Origin of the sequence: Bradyrhizobium altum, from assembly GCF_020889705.1 — a bacterium.
Lineage (GTDB): Bacteria > Pseudomonadota > Alphaproteobacteria > Rhizobiales > Xanthobacteraceae > Bradyrhizobium > Bradyrhizobium altum.
The window spans coordinates 15,001-35,854 of record NZ_JACMYP010000003.1; the positions used below are offsets into that span (position 1 = coordinate 15,001).

A 20,854-nucleotide genomic window follows, 5' to 3' on the forward strand; every position below is an offset into this window, starting at 1 on the left:
CGATGGGCGATCGCCACCGGCCGCACCGCGCGCTGTCATGCCTTCACGGCGGCCGCCTGCTGGAGAACTGCGATCATGTCCTCGGGCTCCGGGCGGCGGGTATAGTCGGGGTTCACTTCCGAGTAGAGGATCACGCCGTCCTGTCCGATGACGTAGCGGGCCGGCATCGGCAACGTCCAGCTCGGATCGTCGTTGAAGGTCGGCAGATCGTTCTTCAGCTGCTTGTAAAGTTCGACCAGATAGTTGGGCAGATGGAAGCGTAGTCCGAAGGCGTCGCCGATCTGACCCTTGACGTCGGACAGGATCGGGAAGGAGAGCTTGTTCTGCCGCACCGACTTCCGGCTGTTCGGCGCGGTCTGCGGCGAGATCGCGACCAGCGAAGCGCCGTATTTGTCGAATTCCGGCTTGGCGGCTTCGAGCGCCTGCAGCTCCATGTTGCAATACGGGCACCAGACGCCGCGGTAGAAGCTGAGCACCAGCGGGCCGCGTTTCAGCAAGTCGGCCGAGTTGACGATATTGCCGTCGGGATCCCGGAGCGAGAAGGCCGGGGCCACATCGCCCGCCTTCTTGGCGCGCTGCGCCGCACCGGACGCGACAAGCTCTGCGGTGGCACGGTGCATCGTCTCGATGAAGGCGCGCGGAACGCTGTAGGGCGGCTTTCCGGCTCCGAAGTCGGCTTTGAAAGCGTCGAGCTTGGCTTGAAGCGACATGGCGGTCTCCTTGGGCTTCCGGGTGAGGGACGGCGGCGCCGTCTGTTCGGTTGAACTCACACCCAGGAAGCTAACGGAGATGGCCGCGCGGGGTAGCGCTGTCGCTCGACTAGCGCTTATTCCTGTCCGGAATAAGCGTGAACCGCTTCAACCGGCGGATGACGCGTCATGCATTGAAGCTGCGCTCGAAGAAGTTCACGAATGCGCGGGCCTTGGCGGTCGCGGCGCGCCCGGTCGGAAGCACGGCCCAAAGATCGTGCGCGGGGAGGCTCCACTCTGGCAGGACCGCGCGCACCGTGCGCGCCTTGAGTTCGGGGGTGAACATCCATTCCGAGGCGATCGCGAGCCCGGCGTCGGCGAGCACCGCAGCCCGGACGCCTTCGGCCGCGGTGACCCGCAACCGGCTCCGTACCGTGACGGCCAGTACGGTGCTCTCGCGCTGAAAGGACCACACGCTGCCCTCGCGCAGATAAACGACGGCCTGGTGCCGGCTCAATTCGCTCGGCGTGGCAGGCGTGCCGGCGCGGTCGAAATAGGCCGGCGTGCCCAGAACGAGGCGCTTGCATCTCGCGACACGGCGGGCAGTCAGCATCGAATCCGTCATCTTGCCCATCCGCAGGGCGACGTCGATGCCTTCCTGCACGAGATCGATCTGGCGGTCGTCGAGCACGACCTCAAGCTCCAGCTCCGGGTGCTGCGCGAGAAACTTCGGCAGCATCGGAATGAGATGAATCCGGGCGAAGGTGACGGCGGCGCAGATCCGCAATCGGCCCTTGAGGCCGGCTCCGGCGCCGCGCGCGGCGATCTCGGCCTCGGCCGCCTCTTCGAGCGCGCGCCTGGCGCGCTCGAGATAGCCGAGCCCCGCTTCGGTCGGGGTGAGGCCATGGGTCGAACGCGTGAGCAGCTTGACCCCGAGAAATTCCTCGAGCTGCGCGACTGATTTCGAGACAGCCGGCTGGCCGACCCGGAGTTGTCGCGCCGCTCCGGAGAACGAGCCGGTCTCGACCACCCGCACGAACGTCTCCATCGCCGCCAGACGATCCATGGCTATTCTCCACAGGAATGAGCGATCATGCCCATCCTGTCACGGTCCGAGGCGATTGGCCATTTCCGGACGCGCGCCGGCAGCGGAGGCGGCAGGCTACGACTTGCGATGCCTGGCGTTGACCGCGATCGCGGCGGCGGCGGTGCGGTTCTCGACGCCGAGTTTTGCGTAGATCTGCTCGAGATGCTTGTCGACGGTGCGCGGGCTTAAGCCCAGGATCTGCGCGATGTCGCGGTTGGTCTTGCCCTTGGAGAGCCAGGACAGCACCTCGCCCTCGCGGGTGGTCAGGCCGAGCTCGCTGGAGAACTCGGCCGGCATGTCGCCGCTGGCGTCCTTGGCCAGCCGCAGCAGGAATTCGTTGGGCCCGAGCTTGCCCATGAACTGCAGGCGAAGCTGCTCGCTGCCGGGGAATGGCGCCACGGTTGCGGTCTTCGCTCCGGCTTTGCCCTTCTGCGCCTGTTCAAGCCATTGCGGCATCGGCTCCGGCAGCACGAAATTGTCGGCGGCGTCGGCAAGCGTATCCGACAGCAGTCGCTGTGCCTGCGGCGTCGCCCATAGCAGCGTGCCTGAGCTGTTGACCGCGAGCAGATAGCGGCCGGAGACGTCCAGCGCGGCGCGGGCGCTCTGCGTCATCCGCGCATTGGCGAGATGCACCCGGATGCGCGCCAGCATTTCCTCGACCACGATCGGCTTGGTGACATAGTCGACGCCGCCGGCTTCCAGCCCACGCACGATGTGCTCGGTTTCGGCCAGCCCCGTCATGAAGATGATCGGGACGCCGTCGAGCCCGGCGTCGCGCTTCAGCCGCCGGCAGGTCTCGAACCCGTCCATGCCGGGCATCACGGCATCGAGCAGCACGATATCGGGCGTGATCTGGTCGACGATGCGCATCGCGGAGGCGCCGTCGAGTGCGACCATCACGGTCATGCCGGCGCCGTCGAGCGCGTCGGTGAGCAGGCGCAACGTCTCGGGCGAGTCGTCGACGACGAGGGCGACGTCGCGCTTTCGCTGTTCAATGGTCATAGCTGTGCAATGTTTTCAACGTCGCCATATATTGATCAAGATCGAACCGGTCGATCAGCGTGCGCATCTGGCCGACGAAGTCGGCATGTTCGGGACATTCGTTGCCGATCTCGTCGAGCTTGAGCTGGATCGCCCTGATATAGCCGAGCTGGCCGAGGCTGATCAGCTCTTCGACATACTTCACCGGCGGGCGCGAACCAGTGTCGGGCTTCCATTGCGGGGGCGGAACCTGCTCGGCCTCATACTGCCACTCGATCTTGAGCAGTTGGCGGATGCTCTCGAGCAGCCGCGGGATGTCGATCGGCTTCATCAAATAGCCGTCGTGGAACGGTTGCGCCAGTGGCGCGCCATGGGCTTCCAATGCGCTCGCGGATATCATCAGGATGCGGGCCTGGTGATGGCCTTCGGAGCGCAAGGTTTCAGCGACCGTCCAGCCGTCCATGCCCGCCATCGAGATGTCGAGCAGGAACATGTCCGGCCGGCAATGCTGCGCGAGGGCAAGGCAACCTGGCCCGTCCGGTGCACTGAGCAGGATGAAGCCAAGCGGCGCCAGGATCTCGCGCAGGAGGTCGCGGTGGGTCGGGTCATCGTCGGTGATCAGGATCGTCTTGCGCGGGCCGTGATAGCCGTACACCGGAGCGTCGACCGGCGCATCGCGGCGTGGATTGGTGACTTCGGAGAGCAGCAGCTTGACGCGGAAGGTGCTGCCGGTGCCGACCGTGCTCAAGACCTTGATGTCGCCGCCCATCACACCCGCGAGCAGGCGGCTGATGGTGAGGCCGAGCCCGGTGCCGGTCTGCGGCTGGGTGACGCCGAGCGCGCCGCGCTCGAACGGCGCGAAGATCCGTTCGAGATCGTCGGGCTGGATGCCCGGCCCGGTATCGATCACCTCGAACTCGGCGACCGGGCTGCGATAATGCACCACGAATTGCACCTTGCCGGTCTGCGTGAACTTGATCGCGTTCGAGAGCAGGTTGATCAGGATTTGCCGCAGCCGCTTCTCGTCGGCATAGACCACGACCGGCAGCACGGCCGGCCGCCTGAACACGAAGTCGATGCCCTTGGCCGCGGCCTGCAGGCGGAACATGCCGACCAGCTGCTCGAGGAAATCGTTCAGCCGCACCTCATCGCGCGAAAGATAGAGGCGGCCGGCCTCGATCTTGGAGATATCAAGGATGCCGTCGATCAGTCCCGACAGATGATCGGCGCTCCGGCGGACCACGCGCACTTGCCCGCGGGGCCGCACCGGGAGGCTGTCGTCCTGCTCCAGCAGCTGTGCGTAGCCGGAGATCGCATTGAGCGGCGAGCGGAGCTCGTGGCTGAGGCCGACGACGTATCTGCTCTTGGCGAGATTGGCGGCCTCGGCGACTTCCTTGGCGCGCTGCAGCTCGGCGTCGGTGCGCTTGTGGGCGTCGATCTCCTGGATTAGCAGCGTGGTCTGCCGGCGGGTTTCGTCTTCCGCGGCACGCCGGCTCTGTTGCGCCAGCACGAACAGCCAAGCGACGACGCCGATGATGAGGGTCAGCGCAAAGAACACCTTCCACAGCACGTCGGCTAATAGCTCGTTGGCATGCACGGCTGCGGTGGTCTGCAGGTAGATCAGGCCGAGCACCAGCGCCACGAGGCCGGCCGAGACCGCGAACACGCCGAGGTAATGGCCGAGCTGCGAATTGATGCGGGCGTAGATCGGCTGCGGCATCACCTTGCCCAGGGCGTCCGAGACCTGGGCGCCGATCCGTCCATGCGGCTTGCAGAGGTCGTGGCAGCGCGCGTCGAGCGAGCAGCACAATGAGCAGATCGGGCCGGCATAGGCCGGGCAGGCGGCCATGTCCTCGGGCTCAAACGCATGCTCGCAGATGCAGCACTGGATCGATTCAATGTTCTGCCAGCTCCGCTTCGGCTTGCGGGCGATGTAGTACTTGCCGCCGGTCGCCCAGGCAATGAGGGGTGCCGCGATGAAGGCGACCGCAAGCGCGACGAAGGCCGACAGCGCTTTCGCGGTCGGGCCGAACAGGCCGTAGAATGCGCTGATCGAGACCACGGTCGCAATCGTCATGGCGCCGACGCCGACCGGATTGATGTCGCAGAGGTGGGCGCGCTTGAACTCGATGTGTTGTGGCCGCAAGCCGAGCGGCTTGTTGATGACGAGGTCGGCCACCAGCGCGCCGACCCAGGCGATCGCGACGTTGGAGTAGAGCGCCAGCGTCTGCTCCAGCGCCTTGTAGACGCCGATCTCCATTAACAGCAGCGCGACGACGACGTTGAACACCAGCCACACCACGCGGCCGGGATGCGAATGGGTGAGGCGGGAGAAGAAGTTCGACCAGGCGATCGAGCCGGCATAGGCGTTGGTGACGTTGATCTTGACCTGCGACAGGATCACGAACGTCCCGGTCAGCGCCATCGCGAGATCCGGCTGTGACAGCACGTAGCGGAAGGCTTCGAGATACATGTTCGCGGGCTCGGCCGCGTGCTCGGCCGACACGCCGTGGCTGAGCGCGAAGAAGGCCAGGAACGAGCCGGCGAGCAGCTTGAGCGCGCCGAGCACGATCCAGCCTGGACCGGCGCTGAGCAACGCGATCCACCAGGCCTTTCGCGAGGTGCGGCGGTCGCGCGGCAGGAAGCGCAGGAAGTCGACCTGCTCGCCGATCTGCGCCACCAGCGCAAACACGACGGAGGCCGCCGTGCCGAACAGCAGGAGATCGAGGTTGCCCGCGGGATCGCCGTGCTCGCCGGCGAACTTGCGCCACTCGGTGAACGAATGCGGATTGGCCCAGGCGATCGCCGCGAACGGCATGATGTGGAGGATCACCCACAGCGGCTGGGTCCAGAGCTGAAAGCGGCTGATCAGCGTGATGCCGTAGACGACTAGCGGAATGATCACGACCGCGCTGATCAGGTAGCCGATCGGCCGCGGGATGCCGAAACACATGTCCAGCGCGCTGGCCAGGATCACGGCCTCGATCGCGAAGAAGATGAAGGTGAAGGAGGCGTAGATCAGCGACGTGATGGTCGAGCCGATATAGCCGAAGCCGGCGCCGCGGGTCAGCAGGTCGATGTCGATGCCGCTTTTCGCGGCATGGTAGGCGATCGGCAGTCCGCAGAGGAAGATGATGACGCTAACGACCAGGATCGCCGCGGAGGCATTCATCGCGCCGTAGTTCAGCGTGATGGTGCCACCGATCGCCTCGAGCGCAAGGAAGGAGATCGCGCCGAGCGCGGTGTTGGCGACGCGGGCGGCGGACCAGCGCCGCGCGCTCTTGGCGGTGAAGCGCAGCGCATAGTCTTCCAGCGTCTGGTTGGCGACCCATTGATTATATTGGCGCCTGACGCGGTCAATCCGCTGCCGCCCTGCCACTCGCTCTACTCCTGGTCCACGATGCTCTGATCGCGGGCAAATCCCGTACCAAAAACCTACGTCGCTATTTTGCGGTGCAGTATACGCGATCTCACGTATCAGTGCGCTGCACAAAAGTAAGCAATCCTCGCCCGATCAATAAGCGTTCTCGAACCAATGGGGTGCTCATGTCAGACGAAACCAAACCAGGCCTGAAGTCTCCGCTCCGGCGCAAGCTCTTGATGGGAATGGCTGCTTTGCCGGCCGTTTCGATGCTGGGCCGTCCCGCTTTTGCAGACGTTCCTGCAACCTCCGCGGTCAACACCACGGGTCTTGCAGTCACCGATAGCGAAGTCACGGTGGGCATCCTGCATTCCGTGACCGGCACCATGGCGATCTCCGAGACCGGATCTGTCGAGGCCGAGAAGCTCGCGATCGAGCAGATCAACGCCGCCGGCGGCGTGCTCGGCCGCAAGATCAAGTTCATCCAGGAAGACGGCGCGAGCGACTGGCCGACCTTCGCGGAAAAGGCCAAGAAGCTCCTGGTCAACGACAAATGCGCGGCCGTGATGGGCTGCTGGACCTCGGCCTCGCGCAAGGCGGTGCTGCCGGTGTTCGAGCAGTACAACGGCATGCTCTATTACCCGACCTTCTATGAAGGCCTCGAGCAGTCCAAGAACGTCATCTACACCGGCCAGGAGGCGACGCAGCAGATCATCGCCGGCCTCGACTGGGTCAACAAGACCAAGGGCGCCAAGAGCTTCTATCTGCTCGGCTCGGACTACATCTGGCCTCGCACCTCGAACAAGATCGCGCGCAAGCACATCGAGAACCATCTGCAGGGCTGCAAGGTGGTCGGTGAGGAGTACTTCCCGCTCGGCTCGACCCAGTTCAACTCGGTCATCAACAAGATCAAGCTGACCAAGCCGGACGTGATCTACGCGATCATCGTCGGCGGCTCCAATGTCGCGTTCTACAAGCAGCTCAAGGCGGCCGGCATCGACCTGTCGAAGCAGACGCTGCTGACCATCTCGGTCACCGAGGACGAGATCGACGGTATCGGCGGCGAGAACATCGCCGGTGCCTATGCCTGCATGAAGTACTTCCAGTCGCTCGACAATCCGAACAACAAGGCCTTCGTACCCGCGTTCAAGAAGATGTGGGGCGAGAAGACCGTGATCGGCGACGTGACACAGGCTGCCTATCTCGGCCCGTGGCTGTGGAAGTTGACGGTCGAGAAGGCGGGCTCCTTCGACATCGACAAGATCGCGGCGGCTTCCCCCGGCGTCGAGTTCAAGGGCGCGCCGGAAGGCTATGTCCGGATCCACGAGAACCATCATCTGTGGTCGAAGACCCGCGTCGGACGCGCCAAGGCCGATGGGCAGTATGAGCTGATCTACGAGACCGCCGATCTCGTCGAGCCGGATCCGTTCCCCAAGGGCTACCAGTGAGCCAGTAGCCCGCATGAGCGGAGCGATATGCGGGGCCGTCCCCGGTATCGCACCCGCTCACCCGGGCAACGAAGCACACAACGCATCGTGGCGTGGACGTCATCGTCCTCGCCACGGAACGAGCGTCGCTTGACCGGCGGCGCGTGCCCCTTGGAATGACGGAGGACCAGATGTTCGGCGACTATTCGATCAGTGATCTCGGCGCCATCCTTGCAATGCAAGGATTTGCCGGGCTCATCCTGTTCTCCGTCTATGTGCTGATGGCGCTCGGGCTTGCCATCATCTTCGGCCAGATGGGCGTCATCAACATGGCGCATGGCGAGTTCATGATCCTCGGCGCCTACGTCACCTGGATGACGTCGAACGCCGTGCAGCACGTCGCGCCCTGGCTGTTCCCCGGCTACTTCTTCATCGCGATGATCCTGGCATTCATCGCCTCCGGCGCACTCGGCATGCTGGTCGAATGGGCGCTGATACGCCATCTCTACAAGCGCCCGCTCGATACGCTGCTGGCAACCTGGGGGCTCAGCCTGATCCTGCAGCAGGCCTATCGCTCGATCTTTGGCGCGCGCGAGGTCGGCGTCGAGCTGCCGGAATGGATGATGGGCTCCTGGCAGGCGACCGACTCGATCCAGATCCCGATCAACGGCATGTTCGTGATGGCGCTGACCATGCTGATCACGATCGTGGTCGCCTATGTGCTGTTCTGGTCCAGTTGGGGCAAGCAGGTGCGCGCCGTGGTGCAGAACCGCGTGATGGCGGGCGCCGTCGGCATCAATACCGAGAAGGTCGATCGCTACACCTTTGGCCTCGGTTGCGGCATCGCCGGGATTGCAGGCTCGGCCTTCACCATGATCGGCTCGACCGGGCCGACCGCCGGCCAGCTCTACATCGTCGACACCTTCCTGGTCGTCGTGTTCGGCGGCGCCGCCTCGCTGTTCGGCACCATCGCCTCCGCCTTCTCGATCTCGCAGACCCAGTCGACGCTGGAGTTCTTCCTGTCGGGATCGATGGCCAAGGTGATCACGCTCTTGACCATCGTCGCGATCCTGATGGTGCGTCCGCAGGGGCTCTTCGCGCTCAACGTCCGCAAATAAGAACAAGCAGGCAGGTCATGGTCATCAACTCGCGCTTTTTCAATCGCTCCGAACTGCTCGGCTTCCTTGCGCTCGCGGTGCTGTTGCTTCTCATCCTGCCGCTGTCGCTGGATATCTTCCGCCTCAACCTGGTCGCCAAATACCTGACTTACGCCTTCGTCGGCATCGGCCTCGTGCTGTGCTGGGGCTATGGCGGCATCCTGAGCCTGGGGCAAGGCGTGTTCTTCGGTCTCGGCGGCTACTGCATGGCGATGTACCTCAAGCTCGAGGCGTCCTCGGTCGCGAACACCAAGATCCAGTCGACGCCCGGTATCCCCGACTTCATGGACTGGAACCAGATCACGCAGCTTCCGCTGTTCTGGAAGCCGTTCCACAGCTTCCCGGTCACGCTGCTGGCGATCTTGCTGGTTCCTGCCTTCTTCGCGCTGATCATCGGCGCCGCGATGTTCAAGCGCCGGGTCGGCGGCGTCTACTTTGCGATCATCACGCAAGCGATCGCCGCGATCCTCACCATTCTGATCGTGGGGCAGCAGGGTTACACCGGCGGCATCAACGGCATCACGGATCTGCGCACACTGCACGGCTGGGACATCCGCACCGATCACGCCAAGTTCATTCTGTATTTTGTCGAGGTTGTGTTGCTGTTCGGATGCATCGTTGCCGCGCAATTCATCCGCCTGACAAAACTCGGGCGCATCCTGGTGGCGATGAGGGAGCAGGAGGATCGCGTGCGCTTCTCCGGTTACAGCGTCGCCAACTTCAAGATCTTCGCGTTCTGTGCCGCGGCGGTGTTCGCCGCGATCGGCGGCGCCATGTTCACGCTCGAGGTCGGCTTCATGTCGCCCTCCTTTGTCGGCATCGTGCCGTCGATCGAGATGGTGATCTACACCGCGGTTGGTGGCCGGATGTCGATCTTCGGCGCGGTCTGGGGCGCGCTGCTGGTCAATTTCGCCAAGACCAGCCTCTCGGAATCCTTCCCGCAGCTCTGGCTGTTCGGCCTCGGCGCGCTGTTCATCGCGGTGGTGCTGGCCTTCCCGAACGGCCTCGCCGGTGTCTGGGCGGACCATATCCAGCCGCGCATCGATCGCCTGCTGGCATCGCGAAGATCAAAATCGGCGGGCCTTGTCGCCGACGGCGCACCGGCCGAGTGAGGAGGGACCATCATGCTCGTCGGCCATCAGCCCAAGGATTTCCTGCTCGCGGTCTCCGGACTCACCGTGTCCTTTGACGGCTTCAAGGCGGTGAACGATCTCTCCTTCTATGTTGAGGAGAACGAGATCCGCGTCATCATCGGCCCGAACGGCGCCGGCAAGACCACCGTGCTCGACCTGATCTGCGGCAAAACAAGGGCCACGTCAGGCTCGATCCAGTTCCGCGGCCAGGAGCTGACCCGGCTGCGCGAGAACGAGATCGTGCAGGCTGGCGTCGGCCGTAAGTTCCAGACGCCGTCGGTGTTCGAGGACCTCACCGTGTTCGAGAACCTCGAAATCTCCTACCCGCGCGGCCGCACCGTGTTCGGCTCGCTGACTTTCCAGCGCGACGACGCGGTCAAGCAGCGGGTCGAGGAGGTCGCCGAGATGATCTTCCTGAAGGACCGCCTCAACACCTATGCCGACCAGCTCAGCCATGGCCAGAAGCAGTGGCTCGAGATCGGCATGCTGCTGATCCAGGACCCGGATCTCTTGATGCTCGACGAGCCGGTGGCCGGCATGAGCGTCTCCGAGCGCGCCAAGACCGCCGAGCTGCTCAACCGGATCATCAAGGACCGCTCGGTGCTGGTGATCGAGCACGACATGAAGTTCGTCGAGGACATCGCGCACAAGGTCACGGTGCTGCATCAGGGCCAGATCCTGTCCGAAGGGACGATGGAGCACGTCAAGAACGATCCAAAAGTGATCGAAGTTTACCTGGGCCACTAGCCCATGATCCCGGAAAGTGGCGTCCAGTTTCCGGACAAGATCATGGGCAAGAACTGAGGAACACCGCGATGCTGGCAATCAATGATCTTCATGTCGCCTACGGCCAGAGCGAGGTGCTGCACGGCCTCAACGTCTCCGTCGCGCCCAACGAGATCGTCGCGATCATGGGCCGCAACGGCATGGGCAAGACCACGCTGATGAAGTCGCTGATGGGCATCCTGCCGGCCAAGAGCGGCAAGGTGACCATGGACGGCACCGAACTCGGCGCGATGAAGAGCTACGAGCGGGTGGCGAAGGGGCTTGCGTACGTGCCGCAGGGCCGCATGATCTTCTCCACCATGACGGTGAAGGAGAACATCGAGACCGGCCTCGTTATCTCCGGCGGCTCGGAAGTGCCCGGCGATATCTACGAGCTGTTTCCGGTGCTGCTCGAGATGAAGGGCCGCCGCGGCGGCAATCTCTCGGGCGGACAGCAGCAGCAGCTCGCGATCGCCCGCGCGCTGGCGACCAAGCCGAAGGTGCTGCTGCTGGACGAGCCGACCGAAGGCATCCAGCCGTCGATCATCAAGGACATGGCGCGCACCCTGAAGCGGATCCGCGATGAACGGGGGCTGTCGATCGTCGTCTCCGAGCAGGTCCTGAGCTTCGCGCTCGACATCGCCGACCGTGTGCTGGTCATCGAGAACGGCGAGATCGTCCGCGACGATTCGCGCGCCAGCGTCGATGCCGCGCAGATCTCGAAATATCTTTCCGTCTAACCAGTAAGCGAAGGGGAGCATCTCGATGCCTGATACACTGATCAAGGTCGATCTCAGCAAGTCGGCCTATGAAAACGACAAGATTCACAACCGCTGGCATCCGGAGGTTCCGATCGTCGAGTGGGTCAGCCCGGGCGACGACTTCATCATCGAGACGGTCGACTGGACCGGTGGCTTCATCAAGAACAACGATTCCGCCGATGACGTGCGCGACATCGATCTGTCGATCGTGCACTTCCTGTCCGGTCCGATCGGCGTCAAGGGCGCCGAGCCCGGCGATCTCCTCGTCGTCGACCTGCTCGACGTCGGTCCCTTGAAGGAGAGCCTGTGGGGCTTCAACGGCTTCTTCTCCAAGCAGAATGGTGGCGGCTTCCTCACCGACCATTTCCCGCTCGCGCAGAAGTCGATCTGGGACATCAAGGGTCTCTACACGTCGTCGCGTCACATCCCGGGCGTCGACTTCGCCGGCCTGATCCATCCCGGCCTGATCGGCTGTCTGCCCGACGCCAAGATGCTGGCGGCCTGGAACAAGCGCGAAGCCGAGCTGATCGCGACCAACCCGACCCGCGTGCCGGGCCTCGCCAATCCGCCGTTCGCGCCGACCGCGCATGCCGGCCAGGCCAAGGGTGACGTCAAGGCCAAGATCGGTCTTGAGGGCGCCCGCACCGTGCCGCCGCGTGAGCATGGCGGCAACTGCGACATCAAGGATCTGTCGCGCGGATCGAAGATCTATTTCCCGGTCTATGTACCGGGCGGCGGCCTTTCGATGGGCGATTTGCATTTCAGCCAGGGCGACGGCGAGATCACCTTCTGCGGCGCCATCGAGATGGCCGGCTGGCTGCACATCAAGGTCGACATCATCAAGGACGGCGTATCGAAGTACGGCATCAAGAACCCCGTGTTCAAGCCGTCGCCGATCACGCCGAACTACAAGGACTATCTGATCTTCGAGGGCATCTCGGTCGACGAGGCGGGCAAGCAACACTATCTCGATGTCCACATTGCCTATCGCCAGGCCTGCCTCAACGCGATCGAGTATCTGAAGAAGTTCGGCTACTCCGGCGCCCAGGCCTATTCGATCCTCGGCACCGCGCCGTGTCAGGGCCATATCTCCGGCGTGGTCGACGTGCCCAACGCCTGCGCCACGCTGTGGTTGCCGACGGAGATCTTCGACTTCGACGTCATGCCGTCGTCGGCGGGACCGATCAAGCACATCAAGGGCGACGTGCAGATGCCGATCTCGCCAGACAAGTGATCCTTCAAGTGATCCCTGCGCGAAGGGTGCGGGACGGCTGCGTATTGGCCGCCCCGCATCCATCGCCGGACGTCACAACGACTGCGCAAGGATTAAGGAAATGCCGATCTACGAATATCTCTGCAACGATTGCGGTCCCTTTACCGACATGCGGCCGATGGCGGAATGCGACCTGCCGCAGGACTGCCCGCAATGCGAGACGACGTCGCCGCGTGTGATCCTCACTGCGCCGGCGTTCTTCTGCATGCCCTCGGACAAGCGCAAGGCGCACGCCACCAACGAGCAGAGCCGGCACGCGCCGAAGACGCTCGATCAGTACAAGGCCGCGCACGGCCCGGGCTGCGGCTGCTGCTCTACGGGCAAGAAGAAGCCGGCGCGGCTGATGACCAAGACGAAGAGCGGCGCGAAAGGCTTTCCGACCGCGCGTCCCTGGATGATCAGCCACTAGAGCGTTTTCGAGCGAAGTAGATACCGGTTCGCGTTGAGAAAACGCGTCAAGACAAAAGCCTAGAGCCCCGTTCCGATCCAATCGGAACGGGAAAGGCTCTAGAGGCGTGGCTGATCGTCAGGCCTGCTCGGCGACCTTCAGCGCCTCGGTGCGGATCTCCTCGACCAGCCGTTCCTTCAGCGCGACGAATTCGGGCGTGGTCTTGATCTTGTAGGAGCGGGGATGCGGCAGCTCGACCGCGATCTCGGCCTTGACGCGGCCGGGACGCGCGCTCATGACGATGACGCGGCTGCCGAGGAAGATCGCTTCCTCGATGTCGTGGGTGACGAACAGCACCGTCTTCTGATCGCGCTCCCAGATCCCGAGCAGCATCTCCTGCATCAATGCGCGCGTCTGGTTGTCGAGCGCGCCGAACGGTTCGTCGAGCAGCAGGATCTTCGGATCATTGGCCAGCGCGCGGGCGATCGCGGTGCGTTGCTGCATGCCGCCGGACAGCTGCTTCGGCCAATGATGTTCGAAGCCGGATAGCCCGACCCGGCGAATGAAGGCGTCGGCGATGTCATGGCGCCCTTGTTGCGGAACGCCGCGCTCGCGCAGGCCGAAGGCGATGTTCTCGCGCACGGTCAGCCAGGGGAACAGCGTGTAGGACTGAAACACCATGCCGCGGTCGGCGCCGGGGCCGGTGACCTCGCGGCCATCGAGCGTGACCCGTCCGCTGGTCGGCCGGTCGAGCCCGGCGATGATCCGGAGCAGGGTGGATTTCCCGCAGCCGGAGGGACCGAGGATGGTGACGAAGTCGTTGTCGCCGACATCGAGCGTGGTCGGCTCGAGGGCTCTCGTCGGCGCGTGGCCGGCGCGGGCGGGAAAGGTTCGCGAGACCTGATCGATCCTCAGCGCGGTCATGCGAGCTTCCACGGGAACAGCCAGGCGTTGAAGGCCTTGAACAGGAAGTCGGAGATCAGGCCGATCAGCCCGATCACGATGATGCCGAAGATGATCTGGCCGGTGTTGAGCAGCGCCTGGCTGTCGGTGATCATGTGCCCGATGCCGGACGATGAGCCGATCAATTCGGCCACGATGACGTAGGTCCAGGCCCAGCCGAGCACCAGCCTCAGGATCTCTGCGATCTCGGGCGCCGCGGAGGGCAGCAGCACGCGGCGGATGACGCCGCTGTCGCCGGCGCCGAGCGTGTAGGCCGCTTCGACCAGGTCGCGCCGTGTGGCGCCGACGGTCACGGCCACCATCAGGATGATCTGAAACACCGCGCCGATGAAGATCACGAGCAGCTTTTGCAGCTCGCCGATGCCCGCCCACAGGATCAACAACGGGATGAAGGCCGATGCCGGCAGATAGCGCGCAAAGGATACGAAGGGTTCGAGAAAGGCCTCGACCGGCTTGTAGGCGCCCATCAGCACGCCGATCGGCACCGCGATGACGGCGGCAAGGGCAAAGCCGCCGATGACGCGCCAGATCGTCATTCCGATGTCGAACAGGAAGCCTTGCTTGGCGAGCAGCTCATAGCCTTCCTGCACCATGGTGAGCGGGTTGGCGAGGAATGTCTTGGATACATGGCCGCCGAACGTCGCCCAGGACCAGAGGGCGACGAACAGCACGAAGAAGGCGAGGCCGTAGACCACGCGCTGCTTCGATGTTGTGGGCTCAAGGGGACGCATCAATTGATCCGGGCGTATCTCATGCGCCAATCCCGCCCGGCTTGTCGCGAGGCGGGACCGGCCGAAATGATGGCTGCGTTACTTGATGAAGCTGGCGTCGTAGATGTCTTCAACCTTCGGCGCGGCCTTGATGATGCCGACCTCGAGCAGGAGCTCCGCGGCATCCCTGTTGAAGCTGAGGAAGTCGCCGGCGAAGAACTTCTGGTTGGCGGCCTTGTCCTGCCAGCGCAGGTACTTTGCCGAGTTGCCGAACTGCTCGCCGGACTGCTTCACGTCGGCGCCCATGATCTCATAGGCCTTGGCCTGATCCTTGGCGATCATGTCGAGCGCCTCGAAATAGCTGTCGGCCAGCGCCTGGGCCGCCTTCGGATTGTCGGTGAGGAATTTCGGGGTGCAGCCGAACGTGTCCATCACGATCGGATAGTCGAGCGTGGTCGCGATGATCTTGCCCTTGTCGGGGGCGGCGCGCACGGTCGACAAATAAGGCTCGTAGGTCATCGCGGCATCGTTCTGGCCGGAGACGAAGGCCTGCGCCGCGGCGGCGGGCTCCAAATTGACCACGGTGACGTCCTTCACCGAGAGGCCGTTCTTCTTCAGCATCCAGGCCAGCGCGAAGTAGGGCGAGGTGCCCGGCGCCGACGCCGCGACGGTCTTGCCTTTGAGATCCTTGATCGCGGCGACGTCGTTGCGCACGGCCATGCCGTCGGCGCCATAGCTCTTGTCGAGCTGGAAGATCTGCTTGGTCGCGACGCCGTTGGCGTTCCAGGAGATCCAGGTCTCCACCGTCGTCGCCGCGCACTGGATGTCGCCCGAAGCGATCGCGAGATGGCGGTCCTTCTGCGGAATCTTCTTCAAGGTCACGTCGAGGCCGTTCTTCTTGAAGATGCCGGCCTCCTTGGCGAGCGTCAGCGGCGCGAACCCGGTCCAGCCGGAGATGCCGACGCCGACCTTGACGTCATCCGCGAACGCGGCGGTAGACGCGAGCAAAGCTGCGATTGCGGGCAATAGCTTGAACGAACGCATGATTGTCGACCCCTTGGACGATGGATTGAACCCTGTTGATGTCTTCACGTCAGTGATGTCTTCACGTCAGTCGCGGCGGATTGCCGCATCAGAGACGTTGGTGGATGGTGGCCCATGATGCATTGCATGAAATATGCCGCGCAAGCCGTCTCAGCCTCCCTTGAAGCGAGCCACCAGCCGGTGCGTCTCGCCTGGATAATGCAGCCGCACCGCCGTTACCGTGCGCGCGCTGCGCCAGGTGTAGCGGTCGATCACAAGGCAGGGCGCGCCGACCGCGATGTCGAGCGCTTTCGCGGTGCGATCGTCAGCAACGACCGCGCTGATCGTATGTTCAGCCTCGGTCCAAGGCACGTGATGCAGCAGCCATGATCCCGGCGGCTCGCGGGCGAAGTCGGCCGTCGCGGCCTCCGGAACCGTCGAGAGATCAATCAGCCTGTCTTCAACGGCAAACGGCACATTGTCGGCGCTGTGCCGGCAGGCGATCGCGATCACCTTGCCGGCCGTGCTCATACCGAGCCGGGCGCGATCGGCCGCAGTCGCGGTGCGTCGCCGGCAATCGATCAGTTGATAGCCGTAGCTGCGGCCGAGCGCGGTGATCTCGGCGCGAATGTCGGAGATCTTGAGCACCGCCGACAGATGCTGCGGACGGCGCACGAATGAGCCGGCGCGCCGCCGCCGCTCGATCAGGTCGGCCCGCGCCAGTTCCGACAGCGCCTTGTTGACGGTCATGCGCGAGCAGCGGTAGCGCGCCATCAACTGGTGCTCGAACGGGATGCGGTGGCCCGGCGGCCATTCGCCCGTCAGGATGCGGGTCTCGATGTCGAGCCGGATCCGCTTGTAGAGCGTCGGCTTTTCGGCGGCGCCCGGCCTGGCCTGATCGGAAGCGAGGCTCATGCCACGAGCCTCCGGACGCAGGTGTTGAACCGCTCGCGCGCCATGTCGCGCAACCGGTGCCGTCCGCCGGCGACGACCTTGTCGCCGCCAGCCCAGACGCAATCGATCGCGTCGCCTCCGGCTGCAAACAGCCAGCCGTCGAGGACGGCATCGCCCAATCGCCCCGCCAGGGACGGGTGCGTGGTGTCGAGGCTGACGATGTCGGCGCGCGCGCCGGACACAAGCCCGGCGTTGGTTTGTGCGAGGGCTTGCGCGCCGCCGGCGAGTGCGTGATCGAACAAGGCGCGGCCGGTGGACGCGCCGGGACGCCCCGAGAGCACGTTGCGCTCGCGGTGCTTCAGCCGCTGGCCGTATTCGAGTTGGCGAAGCTCGTCGGCGACCCCGACCAGCACGTTGGAATCGGTTCCGATGCCGAACCGGCCGCCGGCGGCGAGGAATTCGCGCGCGGAAAAGATGCCGTCGCCGAGGCTTGCTTCGGTGACGGGGCAGAGGCCGGCCACGGCGCCGCTGCGGGCGAGCGCTGTGACTTCCTGCTCCGTCATGTGGGTTGCGTGGATCAGGCACCAGCGCTGATTGACCGGGGCGTTTTCGAGCAGCCATTGCACCGGCCGTTGGCCTGACCAGGCCATGCAATCTTCGACCTCACGCACCTGTTCGGCGGCGTGGATGTGGATTGGATCCGTCCCGGCAAGCGGAATGATCGCCGCGAGCTCGTCCGGCGCCACAGCGCGCAGGCTGTGCGGAGCGATGCCGATGTTGGCACCGGGGAGTGTTCGGATTGCCTCGCGCGAGGCCGCCATCAGCGCGGCGAACTGATCGACCGAACAGATGAAGCGACGCTGCCCGGCATGCGGTGCTGCGCCGCCGAACGTGCCGTGTGCATAAAAGCTCGGCAGCAGCGTGAGCCCGATGCCGGACGCCTCGGTCGCCTCCGTAATGCGCACGGCCATCTCGGCCGGATTGGCGTAAGGCGAGCCGTCCCGATCATGATGGAGATAGTGGAACTCGCCGACGCGGGTAAAGCCGCGCTCGAGCATTTCGACATAGAGCAGGGTCGCGACGGCCGCGACGTCGTCCGGCGTTATCGTCAGCGCAAAGCGGAACATCGTCTCGCGCCAGGTCCAGAACGTGTCGGTGGTGTCGCCGCGCAGTTCGGCAAGGCCGGCCATGCCGCGCTGAAACGCGTGGCTGTGCAGGCTCGCCAATCCCGGAACTGCCAATTGGTGACGTTCATCTCCGGCGGCGGGCCGCACGCCTGCCGTCACCGAGGCGATCGCGCCGTCGGTGACCACGATTTGCACGTCGTTGGCCCAGCCCGAGGGCAGCAGCGCGAATGCGAAATGCAGTCGTGTCATTTTTCCATGCCGGCTGGACAGAACCCGGACACGATTATATGTCTAGACATATAAGTCAAGCATCCCACCTCGGGGGACGATCGCATGGCAGAGCGTTTCGACCGCATCTGGCACAACGCCCAGCTCGCCACGATGCGCGGCGATCGCGCCGATCTCGGCGAGATCGAGCGCGGCCTGATCGCGGCGCGCGACGGCCGCATTGTCTATGCAGGCGTGCGGTCAGACTTTCCTGCGGATGCGGACGCCGCGGAGCGGATCGATTGCGGCGGCCGCTGGATCACGCCCGGGCTGGTCGACTGCCACACCCATCTGGTCTTTGGCGGCAACCGCGCGCACGAATTCGAGCTTCGTCTGAAAGGCGCGAGCTATGAGGAGATCGCGCGCGCGGGCGGCGGCATCGTCTCGACCGTTGCTGCCACGCGCAGCGCGACCGAGGCCGAGCTCGTCGCCGGCGCACTGCCGCGGCTGGACGCGCTGATCGGGGAGGGCGCAACCACCGTCGAGATCAAGTCCGGCTATGGCCTCAATGCCGAGACCGAGATGCGGCAGCTGGCGGCGGCACGCAGCCTCGGCCGCTTGCGGCAGGTTGCGATCCGCACATCTTTTCTGGGGGCGCACGCGTTGCCGCCCGAGGCCGATGGCGACAAGGACCGCTACATCGATCTGGTCTGTAACGAGATGCTGCCGGCGGTGGCCAAGTCCGGCCTTGCCGATGCCGTCGACGGCTTCATGGAGGGCATCGCATTTTCCGGCGAGCAGACCGCTCGGGTGTTCGCGGCGGCGCATGCGCTCGGATTACGCGTGAAGCTGCATGCGGATCAGTTGTCGAATCTCGGCGGTGCCGCGCTCGCCGCAAAATTCTCCGCGCTATCGGCCGATCATCTGGAGCACACCGATGAAGCCGGTGCTGTTGCAATGGCGAAGAGCGGGACGGTCGCGGTGCTGCTGCCCGGTGCGTTCTATTTCATTCGCGAAACGCAGAAGCCGCCGGTTGAGCTGTTCCGCAGCCACGGCGTGAACATGGCGCTGGCGACGGACTGCAATCCCGGCAGCTCGCCGCTGACCTCGCTTCTGCTTACGATGAACATGGGCGCAACGCTGTTCCGGATGACGGTCGCCGAGTGCCTCGCCGGGGTGACGCGGGAAGGGGCGCGTGCGCTCGGCCTGCTCGCCGAGACCGGGACGTTAGAGGCCGGCAAATGGTGCGATCTGGCGATCTGGGACATCGAGCGCCCCGCCGAGCTGGTCTACCGCATCGGCTTCAATCCGTTGCACGGCCGGGTGTGGAGGGGCCAATGACCGATCCGGATGTCCCTATTGTCGTGAAGCCCGGAGCGGTCAGCCTCGACGTCCTGGCGCGGGTGCTCGCAGGTGCGCCCATCGTGCTCGATCCATCGTTCTGGCCGCGCGTCGAGGCGGCCGCGGAGATCGTGGCGAAGGCCGTGCGTATCGCCGTTCCCGTGTACGGCATCAATACCGGTTTCGGGAAGCTGGCCTCGACGCGTATCGCCCCCGACCGGACGGCGCTGCTTCAACGCAACCTCATCCTGTCGCACTGCTGCGGGGTCGGGCCGGCCACGCCAGAGCCGATCGTGCGCTTGATGATGGCGTTGAAGGTGATCTCGCTCGGGCGCGGCGCGTCCGGCGTGCGCCGCGATGTGATCGAGCAGTTGCAGGGCATGCTGGCGCGCGGCGTCTCACCGCTGGTGCCGCAGCAGGGCTCGGTCGGCGCCTCCGGCGACCTGGCGCCGCTCGCCCATATGACCGCCGTCATGATCGGGGAGGGGCAGGCATTCCTTGAGGGCAAGATCGTGCCGGGTCGTGACGCGCTTGCCGCTGCCGGTCTCGCGCCGTTGACGCTCGGCCCCAAGGAGGGGCTCGCGCTGATCAACGGCACGCAATTCTCGACTGCCTATGCGATTTCCGGCCTGCTGCGCGCGCATCGTCTGGCGTGTGCCGCGCTGGTAACCGGTGCGCTGTCGGTCGACGCGGCGATGGCCTCGACCGTGCCGTTCCGTCCCGAAATCCAGGCGTTGCGCGGCCATGACGGGCAGATCGCCGCGGCTGCAGCGCTGACCACCCTGCTCGACGGCAGCGACATCAGGCAATCGCATCTCGAAGGCGATGAGCGCGTGCAGGACCCATATTGCTTGCGCTGCCAGCCGCAAGTTGCGGGCGCGGTGCTCGACCTGCTCGTGCACGCCGCGCGCGTGCTGACCATTGAAGCCAATGCCGTGACTGATAACCCGCTGGTTCTGGTCGAGACAGGCGAGATCGTCTCAGGCGGCAATTTTCATGCTGAGCCGGTGGCGTTCGCTGCCGACCAGATCGCGCTGGCGCTCTCGGAGATCGGCGCGACCAGCGAGCGCCGGATTGCGACCCTCGTCGATCCTGCCTTGAACTTCGGCTTGCCGCCGTTCCTGACACCCGAGCCCGGCATCAATTCCGGATTCATGATTGCCGAGGTGACGGCGGCGGCGCTTTATGCCGAGAACAAGCAGCGCGCGATGCCGTGCTCCATCGATTCCACGCCGACCAGCGCCAACCAGGAGGATCACGTCTCGATGGCCGCGCATGCCGCGCGCCGGCTGTCCGACATGGCCGACAACCTCGCGGCCATCCTCGGCATCGAGCTTCTGGTCGCCGCGCAAGGCATCACGCTGCGTGCGCCGCACGCGACGAGCGCGCCACTCGCTGCGGTCATCGCCGCGTTGCGCGAGCATGTTCCGGCGCTCGCCGCGGACCGTTACATGGCCGACGATCTCGCGCGGGCCGCGTCGCTCATCGATGCCGACGTGTTGCCGGCCGCTGCGATCGCGGTTCTTTCGTCCGATCCGTTTCCAAAACTTGCGTAGCCGACAGGGAT

At 64.7% G+C, this 20,854-nt stretch carries 18 protein-coding genes; 9 read left to right on the top strand and 9 right to left on the bottom strand.

From position 1 onward, the window contains the following. Window positions 1–35: 35 nt before the first annotated feature. From H8B02_RS02135 to H8B02_RS02150, 4 genes are all read right to left on the bottom strand, one after another. Window positions 36–710 (bottom strand): peroxiredoxin-like family protein, encoded by a 675-nt coding sequence (locus H8B02_RS02135; protein ID WP_229164562.1) that lies wholly within the window; start codon window positions 708–710, stop codon window positions 36–38. A gap of 166 nt (window positions 711–876) precedes the next feature. After that, window positions 877–1,755, bottom strand: a complete 879-nt coding sequence (locus H8B02_RS02140) for a LysR family transcriptional regulator (protein ID WP_229164563.1) — start codon at window positions 1,753–1,755, stop codon at window positions 877–879. 96 nt (window positions 1,756–1,851) lie between these two features. Further along, a complete protein-coding gene (locus H8B02_RS02145) occupies window positions 1,852–2,778 on the bottom strand; it encodes a response regulator transcription factor (protein ID WP_229164565.1) in 927 nt (308 codons plus the stop codon). Further along, window positions 2,768–6,136 carry a hybrid sensor histidine kinase/response regulator gene (locus tag H8B02_RS02150; RefSeq protein ID WP_229164567.1) on the bottom strand — a complete coding sequence of 1,123 codons (3,369 nt, stop codon included), beginning with the start codon at window positions 6,134–6,136 and terminating at the stop codon, window positions 2,768–2,770. The genes H8B02_RS02145 and H8B02_RS02150 overlap by 11 nt, the downstream gene beginning before the upstream one ends. A 167-nt stretch (window positions 6,137–6,303) precedes the next feature. On the opposite strand from H8B02_RS02150, the gene urtA reads away from it, so the two are divergent. The 7 genes from urtA (at window position 6,304) to H8B02_RS02185 (ending at window position 13,043) form a co-directional block, all read left to right on the top strand. Further along, window positions 6,304–7,566 carry an urea ABC transporter substrate-binding protein gene (gene urtA, locus H8B02_RS02155; protein WP_050400067.1) on the top strand — a complete coding sequence of 421 codons (1,263 nt, stop codon included), beginning with the start codon at window positions 6,304–6,306 and terminating at the stop codon, window positions 7,564–7,566. 170 nt (window positions 7,567–7,736) lie between these two features. Beyond that, window positions 7,737–8,663 (top strand): urea ABC transporter permease subunit UrtB, encoded by a 927-nt coding sequence (urtB, locus tag H8B02_RS02160; protein ID WP_229164569.1) that lies wholly within the window; start codon window positions 7,737–7,739, stop codon window positions 8,661–8,663. A gap of 17 nt (window positions 8,664–8,680) precedes the next feature. Next, window positions 8,681–9,814: an urea ABC transporter permease subunit UrtC gene (gene urtC / locus H8B02_RS02165; protein WP_229164571.1), complete on the top strand. Its 1,134-nt coding sequence runs from the start codon at window positions 8,681–8,683 to the stop codon at window positions 9,812–9,814. 12 nt (window positions 9,815–9,826) lie between these two features. Continuing rightward, the gene (gene urtD / locus H8B02_RS02170) at window positions 9,827–10,582 is read left to right on the top strand and encodes an urea ABC transporter ATP-binding protein UrtD (RefSeq protein ID WP_063695194.1); all 756 of its coding nucleotides are present in this window, start codon (window positions 9,827–9,829) and stop codon (window positions 10,580–10,582) included. A 68-nt stretch (window positions 10,583–10,650) separates the two neighbouring features. Beyond that, window positions 10,651–11,340, top strand: a complete 690-nt coding sequence (gene urtE, locus H8B02_RS02175; protein ID WP_229164573.1) for an urea ABC transporter ATP-binding subunit UrtE — start codon at window positions 10,651–10,653, stop codon at window positions 11,338–11,340. Between the two features lie 25 nt (window positions 11,341–11,365). Beyond that, the gene (fmdA, locus tag H8B02_RS02180) at window positions 11,366–12,595 is read left to right on the top strand and encodes a formamidase (RefSeq protein WP_229164574.1); all 1,230 of its coding nucleotides are present in this window, start codon (window positions 11,366–11,368) and stop codon (window positions 12,593–12,595) included. A gap of 100 nt (window positions 12,596–12,695) precedes the next feature. Further along, the gene (locus H8B02_RS02185) at window positions 12,696–13,043 is read left to right on the top strand and encodes an FmdB family zinc ribbon protein (protein ID WP_173641971.1); all 348 of its coding nucleotides are present in this window, start codon (window positions 12,696–12,698) and stop codon (window positions 13,041–13,043) included. Window positions 13,044–13,160: 117 nt separating this feature from the next. Here the strand turns inward: H8B02_RS02185 and H8B02_RS02190 are convergent, their stop codons facing one another. The 5 genes from H8B02_RS02190 to H8B02_RS02210 all read right to left on the bottom strand — a co-directional run bounded on the left by H8B02_RS02190 (window position 13,161) and on the right by H8B02_RS02210 (window position 17,988). Beyond that, the gene (locus tag H8B02_RS02190; RefSeq protein WP_229164576.1) at window positions 13,161–13,946 is read right to left on the bottom strand and encodes an ABC transporter ATP-binding protein; all 786 of its coding nucleotides are present in this window, start codon (window positions 13,944–13,946) and stop codon (window positions 13,161–13,163) included. Beyond that, entirely contained in the window at window positions 13,943–14,716 is a 774-nt protein-coding gene (locus tag H8B02_RS02195) for an ABC transporter permease (protein ID WP_229164578.1), read from the bottom strand. The genes H8B02_RS02190 and H8B02_RS02195 overlap by 4 nt, the downstream gene beginning before the upstream one ends. 78 nt (window positions 14,717–14,794) lie before the next feature. After that, on the bottom strand, window positions 14,795–15,739 hold the full coding sequence (locus H8B02_RS02200; protein ID WP_229164580.1) for an ABC transporter substrate-binding protein: 945 nt from the start codon (window positions 15,737–15,739) through the stop codon (window positions 14,795–14,797). A 150-nt stretch (window positions 15,740–15,889) separates the two neighbouring features. Beyond that, window positions 15,890–16,633: a histidine utilization transcriptional repressor HutC gene (hutC, locus tag H8B02_RS02205; protein WP_229164582.1), complete on the bottom strand. Its 744-nt coding sequence runs from the start codon at window positions 16,631–16,633 to the stop codon at window positions 15,890–15,892. Next, on the bottom strand, window positions 16,630–17,988 hold the full coding sequence (locus tag H8B02_RS02210) for a formimidoylglutamate deiminase (protein WP_229164583.1): 1,359 nt from the start codon (window positions 17,986–17,988) through the stop codon (window positions 16,630–16,632). Before H8B02_RS02210 ends, hutC begins: the two co-directional genes overlap by 4 nt. A gap of 84 nt (window positions 17,989–18,072) precedes the next feature. On the opposite strand from H8B02_RS02210, the gene hutI reads away from it, so the two are divergent. Further along, a complete protein-coding gene (gene hutI, locus H8B02_RS02215) occupies window positions 18,073–19,287 on the top strand; it encodes an imidazolonepropionase (protein ID WP_229164585.1) in 1,215 nt (404 codons plus the stop codon). Continuing rightward, complete coding sequence (gene hutH, locus H8B02_RS02220) at window positions 19,284–20,843, top strand: histidine ammonia-lyase (RefSeq protein ID WP_229164586.1); 1,560 nt, start codon at window positions 19,284–19,286, stop codon at window positions 20,841–20,843. Before hutI ends, hutH begins: the two co-directional genes overlap by 4 nt. The last annotated feature ends 11 nt before the right edge of the window (window positions 20,844–20,854 follow it).